The organism is Bacillus sp. JH7, from assembly GCF_001563515.1.
GTDB lineage: Bacteria > Bacillota > Bacilli > Bacillales > Bacillaceae_G > Bacillus_A > Bacillus_A cereus.
Genome location: NZ_LPUS01000011.1, coordinates 589209 through 604297, shown reverse-complemented (window position 1 = coordinate 604297; position 15089 = coordinate 589209). Strand labels below are relative to the sequence as shown.

Here is a 15089-nt window from a genome sequence, read left to right as displayed (position 1 = left end):
TTCGCTCGACTTGCATGTATTAGGCACGCCGCCAGCGTTCATCCTGAGCCAGGATCAAACTCTCCAATAAAGTTAGTTTGTCTAGCATCTAAAATAAAAATTGACGTTTCACGTTGTTTGTTTCGTTCAGTTTTCAAAGAACTACTTGGTCGCTCATTTGCGACTTCCTTATGTTAACATCTTCGTTTTTCGATGTCAACTAAGTTTTTCAATTTCTTTTTTGTCGTTTTCTGCGTTTCCGCATCAGCGACGGTTATTAATATATCATGGTGAAAAATGAAATGCAACACCTTTTATAAACTTTTTTTAAAACTGCCCACATTTCTTTTTTTATATCATATACTTAAACGAAATATCTCTTTCATGTATGAGCAATTCCTACATATATTTTATATAAAGTTACTCTATCAAAAGACGTTTCTTTCTATAATAAGCGTTTTATTCATATAGCATATCATACAAGGAGGAATATATATGGACTATACCGATTTATTAATCAAACTAGGTCTCTCGGCTATTTTAGGATTTGCCATTGGTTTAGAACGCGAATTAAAACGGAAACCACTTGGTTTAAAAACGTGTTTAGTTATTTCTATTATTAGTTGCCTCCTAACGATTGTTTCTATTAAAGCAGCTTATAACTTACCACATACCGATCATATGAATATGGATCCACTTCGACTTGCCGCTCAAATTGTATCAGGAATTGGTTTTTTAGGTGCTGGCGTAATTTTAAGAAGAGGCAACGATAGCATTGCAGGGCTCACGACTGCCGCTATGATCTGGGGTGCTTCTGGTATTGGTATTGCTGTTGGGGCCGGATTCTATATTGAAGCGATATTCGGAATGTGTTTCCTTATGATTAGTGTCGAACTTATACCACTCGCAATGAAATATGTAGGCCCTAGATCATTTCGTCAACGTGATATCGCTGTGAAACTTGTTGTACGAAATATGGACAATATCCCAATCGTAATTGAAGAAATAAAAGAAATGGATATAAAAGTTAAGAATATGAAGCTTAAAACATTAGAAAACGGTTCTCACTATTTACATCTTAAACTGTCCATTGATCAAAAAAGACATACCGCTGATGTTTACTATGCTCTCCAGCATCTTGAAAGTGTCCAACAAACTGAAGTGGAAAGTATGTAACGTAAAACAAACTCTCTTTAATTAGAGAGTTTTTCTTTTTTCTATAATGGCAACAATGAATGTAGTCCTACAAAGTAAGGAGGAATAGGCAATTGAAATCCCGTCCGAATTTAGTAGATACATTTCGTGATTCCATTATTTTTCGTTTAATTTGTTTTATTATTGTACTGACTGCTTTTTCCGGTTTTCTTATACATAGATTAGAACCTTTTCATTTCACTACATGGTTTGACGGAATTTGGTGGTCAATCGTTACCATTTTTACAGTTGGATATGGCGACTTTGCTCCCCATACGACGATAGGAAAACTAATAGGTATAAGTATTATTTTATTAGGAACTGGCTTTTGTTCTTATTATATGGTGCTGTTTGCTACTGAAATGATTAATAAACAATATATGAAAATTAAAGGTGAAGAAGCCGCTACTTCTAACGGTCATATGATTATCGTTGGCTGGAATGAGCGCGCAAAACATGTTGTAAAGCAAATGCACGTATTACAACCAAACCTTGATATCGTTTTAATTGATGAAACACTTTCTTTACTCCCAAAACCATTTCATCATTTAGAATTTATAAAAGGTTGTCCGCATCACGATCAAACTTTATTAAAGGCTAATATTGCAACGGCACACACCATATTAATAACAGCTGATAAAGAAAAAAACGAAAGCTTAGCGGATACACAGTCCATTTTAAATATTTTAACTGCAAAAGGGCTCAACCCAAACATTCACTGCATCGCTGAACTTCTTACTTCTGAACAAATACAAAATGCAACGAGAGCTGGCGTGTCAGAAATTATAGAAGGAAATAAATTAACGAGCTATGTATTTACCGCTTCTCTTTTATTCCCTTCCATTTCAGGTGTACTATTTTCACTTTACGACGAAATCTCTGATAATAAATTACAACTGATGGAGCTTCCATCGTCCTGCACCGGACAAACTTTTGCCAATTGTAGCTATACTCTTTTAAAGCAAAACATTCTCTTACTAGGTATAAAGCGCGACGAACAATATATGATTAATCCAGTTCATTCCTTTGTTCTCATTGAAAGCGACATACTCATTGTTATTCACCATTAGTAAAATGACGCTCTAATTCTTGCATGAGCACTTTCCCAATATTGATATATTTTCTTTTCACATCTCCATCTGGATCTTTCGGCTCAGCAAATTGATCCATTCCACTTGTTCCAGCTGTTAAAGTATTCACATTATCATCTAGTTCGTCTTGATATACGTGCGAAAGAATATACGGCGTTCCAAGACGAACTATTACGCCTGGTACATCTAGTTCTCCATCAATGGCTGTAAATGGAACTCGTAAAAATTGATACCCATCTTCTTCATCGATTTTGTAATCGAAGCATCCTTTATCATAATCCCAATTACCACCAATGCTATATCCAAGTGGTTTCATAATCTCTTCTAACTTATATAACGCATATGTACGTCCTTCTAAATTTGATTGAATCGGAATCAAGCCCATCCCTCCTAGACTTTTCCTTTAGCATACCCACTTTAGTTTGAATATACTGATGGACTTTTCGATAAAATAATAAAAAGCGACCGGATTCCGGTCGCTTTTTATTATTTTAAACGCTCTTCTAATTCTGCTTTTAATTCTTCAAATCCTGGTTTACCAAGTAAAGCAAACATGTTTTTCTTATATGCTTCTACTCCAGGTTGGTCAAATGGATTCACGCCTAATAAGTAGCCGCTCATCGCACATGCTTTTTCGAAGAAGTATACAAGGTAACCGAATGTGTACTCATTTAATTCAGGAATATTGACGATTAAGTTTGGTACTCCCCCGTCGCTATGTGCAAGTAATGTACCTTCGTATGCTTTTGTGTTTACGAAGTCTACAGTTTCACCAGCAAGGTAGTTTAATCCGTCTAAATCGTTTTCTTCTGATTCAATTGTTAGTTCATGTGTAGATTTACCTACTTTAAGGACTGTTTCAAATAAGTCACGACGACCTTCTTGAACGTATTGACCTAATGAGTGTAAATCAGTTGAGAAGTTTGCTGAAGATGGGAAAATACCTTTTTGATCTTTTCCTTCACTTTCACCAAATAACTGTTTCCACCACTCAGCGAAGTATTGAAGTGCTGGTTCATAGTTAACAAGCATTTCAATTGTTTTTCCTTTATTGTATAAAGCGTTACGAACTACTGCATATTGGTAAGCTGGATTTTCTTCTAGTTCTGATGTTCCGAAGTCATCACGACCAGCAGCTGCACCTTTCATCATCTCTTCAATATTTAAGCCACTTACTGCGATTGGTAATAAACCAACTGGCGTTAATACAGAGAAACGACCTCCAACATCATCTGGAATAACAAATGTTTCGTAACCTTCGTTATCAGCTAATGTTTTTAATGCACCACGCGCTTTATCTGTAGTTGCATAAATACGTTTGCGAGCTTCTTCTTTTCCATACTTTTCTTCTAATAACTTACGGAAGATACGGAATGCTAGTGCTGGCTCTGTTGTTGTACCTGATTTGGAAATAACGTTAATAGAGAAGTCTTTACCTTCTAATACGTCCATTAAATCTTTCATGTAAGTGGAGCTAATGTTTTGTCCAACAAATAGCACTTGTGGAGTTTTACGTTGTTCTTTAGAAAGCGTGTTGTAGAAAGAATGGTTTAACATTTCGATTGCTGCACGTGCTCCTAAGTAAGAACCACCGATACCTACAACAAATAAAATGTCAGAGTCATTTTTAATTTTTTCTGCGCATTTTTGAATGCGAGCAAATTCTTCTTTGTCATATTGAAGCGGAAGGTCTACCCACCCAAGGAAATCGTTCCCAGCTCCAGTTTTTTCGTGGATTGCGTGATGTGTTACTTTCACTGCATCACGTAAATAAGTGATTTCATGTTCACCGATGAAGGATAACGCTTTAGAATAGTCGAACGTTACATGTGTACTCATCTTTTTCCCTCCAATTATGGATATGTATTTCTGTATTCACTTTAGCGAAACTGAAGTTGTAAATCAAGCGATTCAAACATTGTAAACGTAACCAATATATATTTTTTAGAAAAAGTTCATTTTTTGCATAAAAATTCGCATTTTTCGGTATAGATGTATATACATCTTCTTTCAAACATTTTTTATGTATAAAAACAACATAACTACCCCATTCTATAAAAGAGTTAATTAACTCATCGCTTGCTCATGCTTCACAATTAAGGGGGGCTTTTTCATGAGTACTTTACAACGTATCGCATTAGTCTTTACTGTAATTGGCGCTGTGAACTGGGGACTAATCGGGTTTTTCCAGTTTGACTTAGTAGCAGCCATTTTCGGTGGACAAAATTCAGCTCTTGCACGTATTATTTACGGCATCGTTGGTATATCTGGGCTTATCAACCTTGGTTTACTGTTTAAACCATCTGAAAATCTTGGTACGCACCCAGAAACAAACGAAATTCGATAATCAGTATGTCCTTTCACCTCCGACATACGAATATGATTGCATGCAATCATATTTGCAAATATATATCATAAGATAAAGTAAAAGAGGAACGCTCATATGCGTTCCTCTTTTACTTTGTTAACTCGGACTCTTCAATCCATTCTGCCAACTTTTCTCGCAGCGTATTAAATCCGTTTTCAGATGGATTCGGTATAAGAATCCTTCCTTGTTTTCTTTTCGCCGCTTTTAACGATAAACTCATTTTTCTGTGCTCTTCATCAATTGAAAGTACCTTTACTTCTACTGTATCGCCGACCTTTAAAAAGTCATGAATATCCTTTACATATCCATTTGTAATTTCAGATATATGCACAAGCCCTTGTGTTTCTGCATCTAACGCTACAAACGCACCGTAATCTTGAATTCCAGTCACTTTCCCTGTTACAACCACTCCTGTTGTATATTGTTCTGACATATGAAACACTCCCATACGTTTACCATTCTCTCTACAATTATAGAGAGCAAAGCAGATATATTTATTTTAAATATCCGATTGGTTAGTACGCATTCTAGATAACGTTATCTAGAATGCGTATACCTTATATTAGTAAATTATACCACTATGACAGAACTCATTCAAAATTCATGAAAAATTTCCCTTAAAGAAGTATAATTATCCAATATTGGGATAGACTACTAACACATGGCTTTCTAGTATTCCCCCCCTTTTATGGACAAAACGTATTACGTTTTGTCCTTTTTTTATTCTCTACAAACCGTTCCATTCTCTTCATTGCTTCCATAAGTTGTTCAAGCGATGTTGCATAAGAACAACGAATAAAACCTTCACCACTTTCGCCAAATACGCTACCAGGGACAACAGCCACTTTTTCTTCCAGCAATAACTGTTCTGCAAATTCCGCTGAAGATAATCCTGTTGAAGATATAGAAGGGAAAACATAAAATGCTCCGCCTGGCACATGACACGTTAAGCCCATTTCATTGAAAGATGTCGTCATGAAGTTACGACGCTTCTTATAACTATCTCTCATCCGAATTACTTCATCATTCCCCGCACGTAACGCTTCAAGTGCTGCGAACTGAGACATCGTCGGTGCACACATCATGGAATACTGATGGATTTTGAGCATTAATTCTGAAAATTGAACAGGAGCTGCAATCATACCGAGACGCCATCCTGTCATCGCAAACCCTTTTGAAAATCCCGAAATTAAAATCGTATGCTCACGCATATTTTTAATACTCGCGAAACTTGTATATACTTCGTCGTATACAAGCTCTGCATAAATTTCATCAGATAATACAATTAGATTGTACTTCTCAACAATCACTGCTATTTCTTCAAGCTCGGATTTATTTAGCATTGCACCTGTCGGGTTATTTGGTGAACAAAGCAAAATCGCCTTTGTTTTCGCTGTAATAGCTGCTTCAATTTGTTCTGGTAGTACTTTAAACTCATTTTCTAAAGTAGTCGCCACAGGAACTGGAACTCCTCCAGCTAATGTCACAAGTGGTGCATAAGAAACGAAGCTTGGTTCAATAATGAGCACTTCATCATCAGGATTTATAATGGCGCGCATCGCTACATCTAACGCCTGGCTCGCTCCAACTGTAACAATGATTTCATCACTTGGGTCATAAGATACTGCAAATTGTTTTTTTAGATACTTTGCTATTTCTTGACGGAGCTCTAATAATCCTGCATTTGCTGTATATGACGTATACCCTTGTTCCAAAGAACGAATACATGCTTGCCTTACATTCCAAGGGGTAACAAAATCTGGCTCTCCTACCCCGAGGGAAATAACACCTTTCATATTTGCTGCTAAATCAAAAAATTTTCGAATACCAGATGGTTTTAAAGATTCTGCTGATCTAGATAGTTCAAATTGCTTCATGGTGTCACCACAATTCGCTTATCATCATCGTCTTTTTCATAAATAACACCCTCATGTTTATACTTCTTCAAAATGAAATGAGTAGTTGTAGAAACGACAGATTCAATTGTTGCTAATTTCTCAGAAACAAACATCGCTACTTCCCCCATCGTTTTCCCTTCTAATGTAATAGAAAGATCATATGTCCCTGACATTAAATAAACGGATTTCACTTCTGAATAACGATAAATTTGCTCAGCAACCGCATCAAACCCAACGCCGTGCTTTGGCGTAACTTTCACATCGATCATTGCCGTTAAACCTGTATGTTCTTTCACTTTCGTCCAATCGATATGTGTTACATAATCCACAATAATCTTTTCATTTTCTAATCTCGCAACCATCTTCTTTACTTCTTCTACTTCTATATTTAACAGCTTCGCTAATGTATCTACAGATAATCGACTACTCTTTTCAAGACAAGCTAATAATTCTAATTCTTTTTCTGTCACCATATAAATCATCCTTCCTTTTCGTTTGTGTCTAAATTATACAAATACCCTTTCAAGTTTGAAAAGAAGATTTTTCTATTGAATTATGTCAAAATAAAGTGAAACTTTAATCAGCGGAAAAATGCGGGATAAAGCGAAAGGGGATGGAACCGTGAAACCAAAAGTTTATATTGCTGAACCAGTTCCAACATTTGTAGAAAACTATTTATCAGAACACTGTGATTATGAAAAATGGGATCAAAATGAGAAAGTACCTCGTGATATTCTATTAGAGAAAATACAAGATAAAGATGGGTTATTAAATTTCGGATCTGCTATTAATGAAGAATTACTGACAGTAGCTCCTAACTTAAAAGTAGTGAGCAACATTTCTGTCGGTTACGATAATTTTGATTTACAAGCGATGAAAAACCGAAATGTTATCGGAACAAATACACCATACGTATTAGATGATACAGTAGCTGATCTCGTTTTCGCCCTTATGCTATCAGCTGGGCGCCGCGTTTGCGAACTCGATTCTTACGTGAAAAATGGTGAATGGAACGCTGAAATCGGAAAAGAACACTTCGGACTAGATGTACACCATAGCACAATTGGTATTATCGGTATGGGCCGAATTGGAGAAGCCGTTGCAAAACGAGCAAAATTCGGATTTGATATGAATGTTCTTTACTATAACCGCCGTCGTAAAGAAGAAGCTGAACAAAAATTCGATGCTACATATTGTGATTTACAGACGCTACTGAATCAGTCTGACTTTATTGTTCTTCTTACTCCATTAACAGATGAAACATATCACCTTATCGGAGAAAAGGAATTTTCATTAATGAAAGACACAGCAATCTTCATTAATGCTTCTCGCGGCAAAACAGTAGATGAAAAAGCGTTAATCCATGCTTTAACAGAAAAGAAAATCTTTGCAGCAGGTATCGATACATTTACACAAGAGCCGATTCAAAAAGATAATCCACTCTTATCATTACAAAATGTTGTGACTTTACCACATATCGGATCTGCAACATTAAAAACTCGTCAGCAAATGGCCATGACCGCCGCTGAAAATTTAGTTGCAGGGTTACAAGGAAAAACACCGCCTAATATTGTTCGCGGGTAATACTGAATAAACGAAAGGCAAGATGACATCGTCATCTTGCCTTTTTTTGTTAACATATTTTCTTCTTCCTTGGAGATGATATGAACAAAAATCAATGGAGTGACAAAAAATGAATCATAAATATACTTGTCCTTATTTCACTTTTTCCACTCGCGGCACTACTGTTCATTACGAATTGTATGAACATGATAATAAAACAGAACGTCCTACTTTCATACTCGTTCACGGCTTTTTATCTTCCTCATTCAGTTACCGCCGTCTAATTCCTTTACTATCGAAGGAAGGAACAGTCATTGCTCTTGATTTGCCACCGTTCGGAAAAAGTGATAAGTCTCATCTGTTTAAGTATTCTTATCACAATTTAGCAACGATTATTATTGATTTAATTGAACATTTATCTCTCTCAAACATTGTATTAGTTGGGCATTCTATGGGTGGGCAAATTTCTCTCTATGTAAACCGTATACGTCCTGAACTCATTTCAAAGACGATTTTACTATGTAGCTCGAGCTATTTAGCGCGCGCAACCTTACCTTTACTATACTCTTCTTATTTACCGTTCTTTCATTTATACGTAAAGAACTGGATTATAAGGCGCGGCATTGTTCATAACTTAATGAATGTCGTTCATGATCACTCATTAATTGACGATGAAATGAAAAAAGGTTACTCCGCTCCTTTTTATGACGACCGTATATTTCCCGCTTTAACTCGCATGATACGAGACCGTGAAGGTGACTTATCTTCAACTGAATTACAAAAAATCGAAACACCTATCCTACTCATTTGGGGGGAAAAAGACCGCGTCGTCCCTGTACATGTAGGTCATCGTCTACACAAAGATTTACCGAATTCAAAATTTATTTCTTACGAAAATACAGGACATTTACTACCTGAAGAAAAGCCTGAACATGTTTATGAAGAAATTATCGCTTTTTCCGCGCAATAAAATGAAACTTTAATCAGCCTCCACCTAACTTCTTTGCTTCCGCTAAATTTTGAGTTGAAGGTCTTACTACCCAGCAAATAGCGGGATAATATAAAAAAGGCTGTCGGAAATCCCGACAGCCTATAATGAACAGCTTCCGCCTTCTTTTATTACAAGTAATTCCACAGCTAATTTCTCACATTTTTCAAGCGCAGGTACTTCCTCGAAAGACATAAAGTATATATGTTGAATCTTCTTTGCGATATATTTTGGATCGTCAAACACACTTATGACGCTCACAACATCGCTCGCTTCTGTTTCATAAAACTCCGGTCCCATTTGAAACGGATCCCAATTCTTCACAACCTCTATCATCTTTTCATATGTACCCATTCGCTTCCCGCCTTTTCACTTTTTAATACTTTTCTTTATCCTATCACATCAGCTATTCTATAAGAAGAGAGAGAACTTTCATAACTTATTGGTTTTACAGAAGAAGGGAGCAAACTTATGCAACTATTTCATAAAGCAATCAATCGACGTGGAACGCATAGTATAAAATGGGATACATATAAAAACGAAGAACTTATCCATGCTTGGATTGCTGATATGGATTTTGAAGTACCAAAACCAATTCAAACTGCCTTAAAACAACGAATCGAACATCCGATTTTTGGCTATACACTTCCTCCCGAAAATATTGGAGATATTATTTGTAACTGGACAAAACAACAATACAACTGGGATATTCAAAAAGAATGGATTGTCTTTAGCGCCGGAATCGTTCCAGCTCTTAGTACGAGCATACAGGCTTTCACCAAAGAAAACGAATCTGTTCTCGTACAACCACCTATTTATCCTCCATTTTTCGAAATGGTCACAACAAACAACAGGCAGTTATGCGTGAGTCCATTACAGAAACAAAATGATACATATGTGATAGACTTCAAGCATTTAGAAAAGCAGTTTCAGCAAGGCATCAAACTCTTGCTTCTTTGTAGCCCTCATAACCCAATCGGACGCGTTTGGACGAAAGAGGAACTTGTGCAGCTCGGATCGTTATGTACTAAATATGACATAATCGTTGTGGCGGATGAAATTCATTCCGATATCATTTATGCAGACCATACACATACACCGTTCGCTTCCTTATCTGAAGAATTAGCAGAGCGCACTATCACTTGCATGGCTCCAAGTAAAACATTTAATATCGCTGGATTACAAGCGTCGATCATTATCATTCCAAACGAAAAGCTCCGTCATGCCTTTACAGCTATCCAGTATAGACAAGGCTTCCACGGGTTAAATATCTTCGCTTATACAGCGATGCAAAGCGCCTATACAGAATGTAATGATTGGCTAAACGAAATTCGATTATATATAGAAGATAATGCTCAATTTGCTTGTGAATATATTAAAACTCACATACCTGCTCTTTCCGTAACGAAGCCAGAAGGTAGCTTTTTATTATGGATTGATTGTTCTCGTCTAAAGCTTTCTCAAAACGAGCGTACCGCACTACTTGAGGAAAAAGGAAAAATCATCGTTGAACCTGGTGAGAAATACGGGTTAGGTGGCGAAGAACATATTCGAATTAACATCGGCTGTCCACGATCTGTTTTAGAAGAAATTTTAAACAGACTGCGTCATACGTTTTCATAATAAGAAAGGAGTCTGTCCCGAATCATTCTTGGACAGACTCCTTTGTCATATTTTGTCGGTAAGTCGATATATTCCAATAATCGCTGATATATTTTCAATTACATTTCACAAAGAAAGCTACCATTCACGGTAGCTTTTACTTTTTCTTCATATCCGATGCTTTTTTTACAATTACGCCACAAGCAATTCGATCCCCTGATTTACCTGTCGGTTGAGTCATACCATCATCAGGGTTTTCTGTAATAATAATAGACGCTCCATCTTTTCTATGAATCGTCGTTTTCCCTTCTTCAAGTGTAATGTGAGGTGCATCGATTTCTGCTTTAATCTTTCCAGAACCATCTGCAACTACGTTCGGTAAATCACCGTTTTCTGCACCCTTCGGATTAAGGAGTCCATGCTTTTTATTATCAGGATTAAAATGATTCCCAGATGATTCAAATCGTGGTGCTTTACACTCACCAATTTCGTGCACATGTATGCCGTGCGGGCCTGGCGTGAAACCTTCCCCTTTAATCTTAATTTTCACTCCGCTTGTTTGCTGAACTACTTTCGCAGTCCCTACTTCATCTCCTGAAGCATTATGTAATTTCACGTCAATTTCTTTCGGCTTTCCTTGGTCACAACCTGCCATCAGAAATAATAAACAACAACTGAAAAAAAGCCGTTTCTTCATTCTATTCCCTCCAAAATATATTCTGCCCTTAGATTGTCCGAGCATAGAGGGAAACATACAAAAATGCGTTACTGTTTCTTTTCAGCTAATAGTTTTTCTTCAACTTTCTGTAATCGGTCTGCTTCTCTTTTTGATATACGAATAAACATGCGCCACGTGGCAATAGCACCGATAATAAATAGAACACAAACAATCCCTGGAATAATATATTCTGTTTTATCTTCCGGAAAATATAAAGGCATCATATAGAACACTCCTTATTATAGGATTTATAAAACATCAGAATTTTCTGTTATATCATTTTAAATTATAGTGCAACCTCCCCATATTCTCAAGGGGCGTTCTGAAAACGAAGGATTTCTTTGACTCCTTCCCTCACTTTCCTTACTATAAACTTGAGGTGAAAAATATGAGAGAAACATTTGAAATTGGTGAAATCGTTACTGGTATTTATAAAACAGGAAAATACATTGGCGAGGTTACAAATAGCCGCCCTGGCAGTTACGTCGTAAAAGTATTAGCTGTTTTAAAACATCCGGTGCAAGGTGACTTACATAACGTAAAACAAGCTGACGTACCATTTTTCCACGAAAGACGTGCTTTAGCTTTTCGTGAGCAAACGAACATTCCAGAACAAATGGTGAAGAAATATGAAGGAGAAATTCCGGATTATACAGATTCACTAAAATTAGCATTAGAAACTCAAATAAATTCATTTTCTGAAGATGATTCACCTTTTGCGGTTCGTAGTCTAGACACATTAGAGCAATTAAAGAAAGACTACAAACTCTAAAAAACAAAACGACCAAATTACATAATGTGCAATTTGGTCGTTACTGTGTGCTCACTTTCTTTAACACTTTTGAAAAATCAACAAGTTCTCCTAATGTTGGAGGTGCTGGTTTTACTAAATACTCTTTATCTTTTTCTACTAGTTTAAAAATATTGTACGTCGTCATTGCATCATCAAGCGCACAATGATGCTTCCCTGTCCCTACTTTTCCATACGCCTCAATTGCTTTCCATAATCCTGTTTGATTTCTTTCTCCAAAAAACTTCTTATACTCAAGCGATAAATCACGACACTGTCCGAAGAATGGAAAAGTTATCCCTGCCATTTCACAATTATGCTTCAGCACTTTCATATCCATATTTCCCCACGTTACAATTGTCGGTTTACATTTCGTTTCGTATTCTGAAAGCTTCTTAACGAGTTCAGGAAATGAAATCCCTTTATCCACGACTTCTTGTTTTATTCCTAAAAACTTCTTACATCGATACGTTAAAGAGGGAAATGTTTTCGGCCTAACATGTGATGAATACGTATCTTCTACCTTACAGCCAGCAACTGAAACGAGTCCTACCTCAATAATCTCTGGAAAAAATCCTTTCGGTTTCTTTCTATGCTGGGGCATCGTAAACTCAAAGTCTAAAAATAAAAATCGTTGTTCATCCATACGATCCCTTCCTTATCATTTTTGTCATTCCTTTCTATTTGACACTCCTACACGAACAAGCTCGAATGCTAATTCCATTTTAAATATTCAGATTGGATGTATCTTATATATATGTCAAATGCCCACAAATATTTTAAAAAATAAGAAAAAATGACCTATGCAGAAAATATGACAAAATCTCTCCTTTCATTTACATCCGCCATTTTCCTACTTTATAATGACGTTATGTGTGTTTCTTCTAGAGCATTTTTGACACACTAAGAAAAAGTGAATGAAAGGAGATGAGATTTTTGCACGAAACAACGCAAGAACTCGCTAACTGGCAGTATTATTTTGCTATCGCAGTCTTTTTAATTACATATGCCATTATTATTTCTGAAAAAATTAATCGCGCTGTCATCGCACTTCTTGGTGCAGCACTCATGGTAATTGTGGGGGTCGTCGATTTACATAACGCCTTTACGAAACATATTGAATGGGGAACGATTACGCTACTCATCGGTATGATGATTTTGGTGAACATTACGAGTAAATCAGGTGTCTTCCAATACGTTGCCATTAAAGCAGCAAAAGGGGCACAAGGAAATCCAATTAAAATTTTAATTTCACTTTCCTTACTTACCGCGCTTGGCTCCGCATTTTTAGATAACGTTACAACTGTACTTCTTGTTGTTCCAGTTACTTTATCTATTACGCGCATACTGCAAGTAAATCCTGTTCCTTATTTACTTTCTGAAATTATTTTTTCAAACATTGGAGGAACAGCAACATTAATTGGTGATCCACCTAACATTATGATTGGTTCTGCAAATAAGCATTTAGACTTCAATGCTTTCCTATTGAATCTAGCACCTATTGTAATTATTATTATTGCAGTTACAGCGATAATACTTTACTTCATGTATCGCAAACAATTAATTGCCGATCCTGTACAAGTTAAAAAATTAATGAGCTTAGATGAAAAACAATACATTAAAGACCCAGTATTAATGAAAAAATCTTTAACGGTACTTGGACTTACGATTGTAGGTTTCATGACTCATTCTATTTTCCATATCGATGCCGCTATTATCGCCTTAACTGGTGCTACTGTACTTATGTTAATTGGTGTGAAAGAGCATGAAATTGAAGAAGTATTTGCAAGCGTAGAGTGGGTAACAATCTTCTTCTTCGCAGGGTTATTCGTACTTGTTGGAGGACTTATCGATATCGGTCTTATCAAAATGTTAGCTCAAAAAGTAATTGGTATAACAGGCGGAGATATTTCTTACGCATCCATCCTTATTTTATGGGTATCTGGTATCGCCTCTGCAACAATTGATAACATCCCATTCGTCGCAACAATGATTCCACTTATTAACGATATGGCAGTTGGGCTAGGCTTATCACCATCTGACGCACAAATCGATGTATTATGGTGGGCATTAGCACTAGGTGCTTGTCTGGGCGGAAACGGAACATTAATCGGAGCTTCTGCTAACGTAATCGTTGCAGGTATCGCGAGCCGCGAAGGACATAAATTTAGTTACATGGACTTCCTAAAAGTCGGTTTCCCAATTATGATCGTTTCATTAATCATTTCTCACATTTATATTTATTTACGCTACCTTATGTAGTAGAAAAAGCGCTCTGATAATCAGGGCGCTTTTTTACTTATAGCTACTTATCAACAAAAATGAAAAATCTACTCTTTATATCTCACCGGTTCATTTCGAATAATAAATAAGTGAATCGGTAAGAACACCGAAAATGTGATTACATGAATAATCGTAAATAATATAGAGTTCGTTCCGTATCTGTCTAAAATAGCGTAGATAAGATAAATGGACAATACAATCGATACAGCTGTTGCTAGTAAACTTATAATTGGTACGAAATTAAAAATGAAACATGCAACATATATGCCGAATACTTTCCACCCTGCTTCTTCTTTCAAAAAATCTGGTAATTTATCTTTCGCTAAGTCCCCCCACGTCTTACTATTCAAAAACGGAATAAACGCAAGCACCCCGTCCGTTGCACCATCATTTTTCGCCATCGAATAAAGTGCAAAAGCCGTTAACAAATATGAAATAATTGCCCAAATCAATATAACAAGAATAAACGCAAAACTAAGAGCAAAGAAACCTGCTAGTACGCCTTGATCCTCCATCTTATCCTCTCCTCTCTACTTTCAACATATTTCATTACATTGCAAGTTATGTTTTAAAATTTATCCAAACTCTTTGTATAATAAGAGAAGAAAGAAAATA

General features: G+C 36.4%; 18 protein-coding genes and 1 rRNA gene. 8 read left to right on the top strand and 11 right to left on the bottom strand.

The genetic code is table 11. The features are described 5' to 3' along the window. Positions 1 to 70 (bottom strand): 16S ribosomal RNA (locus AU379_RS20365); the annotation flags it as partial. 404 nt (positions 71 to 474) lie between these two features. On the opposite strand from AU379_RS20365, the gene AU379_RS20360 reads away from it, so the two are divergent. After that, positions 475 to 1155 (top strand): MgtC/SapB family protein, encoded by a 681-nt coding sequence (locus tag AU379_RS20360; protein WP_000386676.1) that lies wholly within the window; start codon positions 475 to 477, stop codon positions 1153 to 1155. A 92-nt stretch (positions 1156 to 1247) separates the two neighbouring features. Further along, the gene (locus AU379_RS20355) at positions 1248 to 2243 is read left to right on the top strand and encodes a potassium channel family protein (RefSeq protein ID WP_000842320.1); all 996 of its coding nucleotides are present in this window, start codon (positions 1248 to 1250) and stop codon (positions 2241 to 2243) included. Here AU379_RS20355 and AU379_RS20350 read toward each other — a convergent pair. Together AU379_RS20350 and AU379_RS20345 are read right to left on the bottom strand one after the other, a co-directional pair. Next, complete coding sequence (locus AU379_RS20350) at positions 2230 to 2643, bottom strand: YugN-like family protein (protein WP_000612334.1); 414 nt, start codon at positions 2641 to 2643, stop codon at positions 2230 to 2232. The genes AU379_RS20355 and AU379_RS20350 overlap by 14 nt on opposite strands. A 107-nt stretch (positions 2644 to 2750) precedes the next feature. Next, a complete protein-coding gene (locus AU379_RS20345) occupies positions 2751 to 4103 on the bottom strand; it encodes a glucose-6-phosphate isomerase (protein ID WP_061139665.1) in 1353 nt (450 codons plus the stop codon). A gap of 274 nt (positions 4104 to 4377) precedes the next feature. Between AU379_RS20345 and AU379_RS20340 the strand changes: the two genes are divergently transcribed. Next, positions 4378 to 4611, top strand: coding sequence for a DUF378 domain-containing protein (locus AU379_RS20340; protein WP_000105788.1), 234 nt, complete (start codon positions 4378 to 4380; stop codon positions 4609 to 4611). 109 nt (positions 4612 to 4720) lie between these two features. Here the strand turns inward: AU379_RS20340 and yugI are convergent, their stop codons facing one another. The 3 genes from yugI to AU379_RS20325 form a co-directional block, all read right to left on the bottom strand. Further along, a complete protein-coding gene (yugI, locus tag AU379_RS20335; RefSeq protein WP_000003764.1) occupies positions 4721 to 5065 on the bottom strand; it encodes a S1 domain-containing post-transcriptional regulator GSP13 in 345 nt (114 codons plus the stop codon). Positions 5066 to 5318: 253 nt separating this feature from the next. After that, complete coding sequence (locus AU379_RS20330; protein WP_000808524.1) at positions 5319 to 6509, bottom strand: aminotransferase; 1191 nt, start codon at positions 6507 to 6509, stop codon at positions 5319 to 5321. Then, entirely contained in the window at positions 6506 to 7003 is a 498-nt protein-coding gene (locus AU379_RS20325; protein WP_000255696.1) for an Lrp/AsnC family transcriptional regulator, read from the bottom strand. Before AU379_RS20325 ends, AU379_RS20330 begins: the two co-directional genes overlap by 4 nt. A 118-nt stretch (positions 7004 to 7121) precedes the next feature. On the opposite strand from AU379_RS20325, the gene AU379_RS20320 reads away from it, so the two are divergent. Both AU379_RS20320 and AU379_RS20315 read left to right on the top strand, forming a co-directional pair. Beyond that, entirely contained in the window at positions 7122 to 8114 is a 993-nt protein-coding gene (locus AU379_RS20320) for a D-glycerate dehydrogenase (protein ID WP_002005894.1), read from the top strand. A gap of 109 nt (positions 8115 to 8223) precedes the next feature. Then, entirely contained in the window at positions 8224 to 9063 is an 840-nt protein-coding gene (locus tag AU379_RS20315) for an alpha/beta hydrolase (RefSeq protein ID WP_001015858.1), read from the top strand. A gap of 120 nt (positions 9064 to 9183) precedes the next feature. Here the strand turns inward: AU379_RS20315 and AU379_RS20310 are convergent, their stop codons facing one another. Beyond that, the gene (locus tag AU379_RS20310) at positions 9184 to 9435 is read right to left on the bottom strand and encodes a YugE family protein (RefSeq protein ID WP_000537645.1); all 252 of its coding nucleotides are present in this window, start codon (positions 9433 to 9435) and stop codon (positions 9184 to 9186) included. Positions 9436 to 9552: 117 nt separating this feature from the next. Here AU379_RS20310 and AU379_RS20305 point away from each other — a divergent pair, with 117 nt between their 5' ends. After that, positions 9553 to 10704 (top strand): MalY/PatB family protein, encoded by a 1152-nt coding sequence (locus AU379_RS20305; protein ID WP_001175815.1) that lies wholly within the window; start codon positions 9553 to 9555, stop codon positions 10702 to 10704. Between the two features lie 136 nt (positions 10705 to 10840). Here the strand turns inward: AU379_RS20305 and sodC are convergent, their stop codons facing one another. Together sodC and AU379_RS30655 are read right to left on the bottom strand one after the other, a co-directional pair. Next, positions 10841 to 11380: a superoxide dismutase [Cu-Zn] gene (gene sodC / locus AU379_RS20300; protein WP_000746512.1), complete on the bottom strand. Its 540-nt coding sequence runs from the start codon at positions 11378 to 11380 to the stop codon at positions 10841 to 10843. Positions 11381 to 11448: 68 nt separating this feature from the next. Continuing rightward, a complete protein-coding gene (locus AU379_RS30655; protein ID WP_000982755.1) occupies positions 11449 to 11625 on the bottom strand; it encodes a hypothetical protein in 177 nt (58 codons plus the stop codon). A 164-nt stretch (positions 11626 to 11789) separates the two neighbouring features. Here AU379_RS30655 and AU379_RS20290 point away from each other — a divergent pair, with 164 nt between their 5' ends. Further along, positions 11790 to 12173, top strand: coding sequence for a kinase-associated lipoprotein B (locus tag AU379_RS20290; protein WP_001209337.1), 384 nt, complete (start codon positions 11790 to 11792; stop codon positions 12171 to 12173). 40 nt (positions 12174 to 12213) lie between these two features. Here the strand turns inward: AU379_RS20290 and kapD are convergent, their stop codons facing one another. Next, positions 12214 to 12837, bottom strand: a complete 624-nt coding sequence (kapD, locus tag AU379_RS20285) for a 3'-5' exonuclease KapD (RefSeq protein WP_061139664.1) — start codon at positions 12835 to 12837, stop codon at positions 12214 to 12216. A 290-nt stretch (positions 12838 to 13127) separates the two neighbouring features. Here kapD and AU379_RS20280 point away from each other — a divergent pair, with 290 nt between their 5' ends. Continuing rightward, positions 13128 to 14453, top strand: coding sequence for an ArsB/NhaD family transporter (locus AU379_RS20280; protein ID WP_000545231.1), 1326 nt, complete (start codon positions 13128 to 13130; stop codon positions 14451 to 14453). Positions 14454 to 14521: 68 nt separating this feature from the next. On the opposite strand, the gene AU379_RS20275 is transcribed toward AU379_RS20280, so the two are convergent. Continuing rightward, positions 14522 to 14989, bottom strand: a complete 468-nt coding sequence (locus AU379_RS20275; protein WP_000390061.1) for a hypothetical protein — start codon at positions 14987 to 14989, stop codon at positions 14522 to 14524. Between the last annotated feature and the right edge of the window lie 100 nt (positions 14990 to 15089).

Coding starts and splice junctions, on each gene's coding strand:
- AU379_RS20275 (WP_000390061.1), bottom strand. CDS start 14,989: ATGGAGGATCAAGGCGTACTAGCAGGTTTCTTTGCTCTTAGTTTTGCG.
- yugI (WP_000003764.1), bottom strand. CDS start 5,065: ATGTCAGAACAATATACAACAGGAGTGGTTGTAACAGGGAAAGTGACT.
- AU379_RS20305 (WP_001175815.1), top strand. CDS start 9,553: ATGCAACTATTTCATAAAGCAATCAATCGACGTGGAACGCATAGTATA.
- kapD (WP_061139664.1), bottom strand. CDS start 12,837: ATGGATGAACAACGATTTTTATTTTTAGACTTTGAGTTTACGATGCCC.
- AU379_RS20345 (WP_061139665.1), bottom strand. CDS start 4,103: ATGAGTACACATGTAACGTTCGACTATTCTAAAGCGTTATCCTTCATC.
- AU379_RS20330 (WP_000808524.1), bottom strand. CDS start 6,509: ATGAAGCAATTTGAACTATCTAGATCAGCAGAATCTTTAAAACCATCT.
- AU379_RS20310 (WP_000537645.1), bottom strand. CDS start 9,435: ATGGGTACATATGAAAAGATGATAGAGGTTGTGAAGAATTGGGATCCG.
- AU379_RS20340 (WP_000105788.1), top strand. CDS start 4,378: ATGAGTACTTTACAACGTATCGCATTAGTCTTTACTGTAATTGGCGCT.
- AU379_RS20315 (WP_001015858.1), top strand. CDS start 8,224: ATGAATCATAAATATACTTGTCCTTATTTCACTTTTTCCACTCGCGGC.
- AU379_RS20320 (WP_002005894.1), top strand. CDS start 7,122: ATGCGGGATAAAGCGAAAGGGGATGGAACCGTGAAACCAAAAGTTTAT.
- AU379_RS20360 (WP_000386676.1), top strand. CDS start 475: ATGGACTATACCGATTTATTAATCAAACTAGGTCTCTCGGCTATTTTA.
- AU379_RS20290 (WP_001209337.1), top strand. CDS start 11,790: ATGAGAGAAACATTTGAAATTGGTGAAATCGTTACTGGTATTTATAAA.
- sodC (WP_000746512.1), bottom strand. CDS start 11,380: ATGAAGAAACGGCTTTTTTTCAGTTGTTGTTTATTATTTCTGATGGCA.
- AU379_RS20325 (WP_000255696.1), bottom strand. CDS start 7,003: ATGGTGACAGAAAAAGAATTAGAATTATTAGCTTGTCTTGAAAAGAGT.
- AU379_RS30655 (WP_000982755.1), bottom strand. CDS start 11,625: ATGATGCCTTTATATTTTCCGGAAGATAAAACAGAATATATTATTCCA.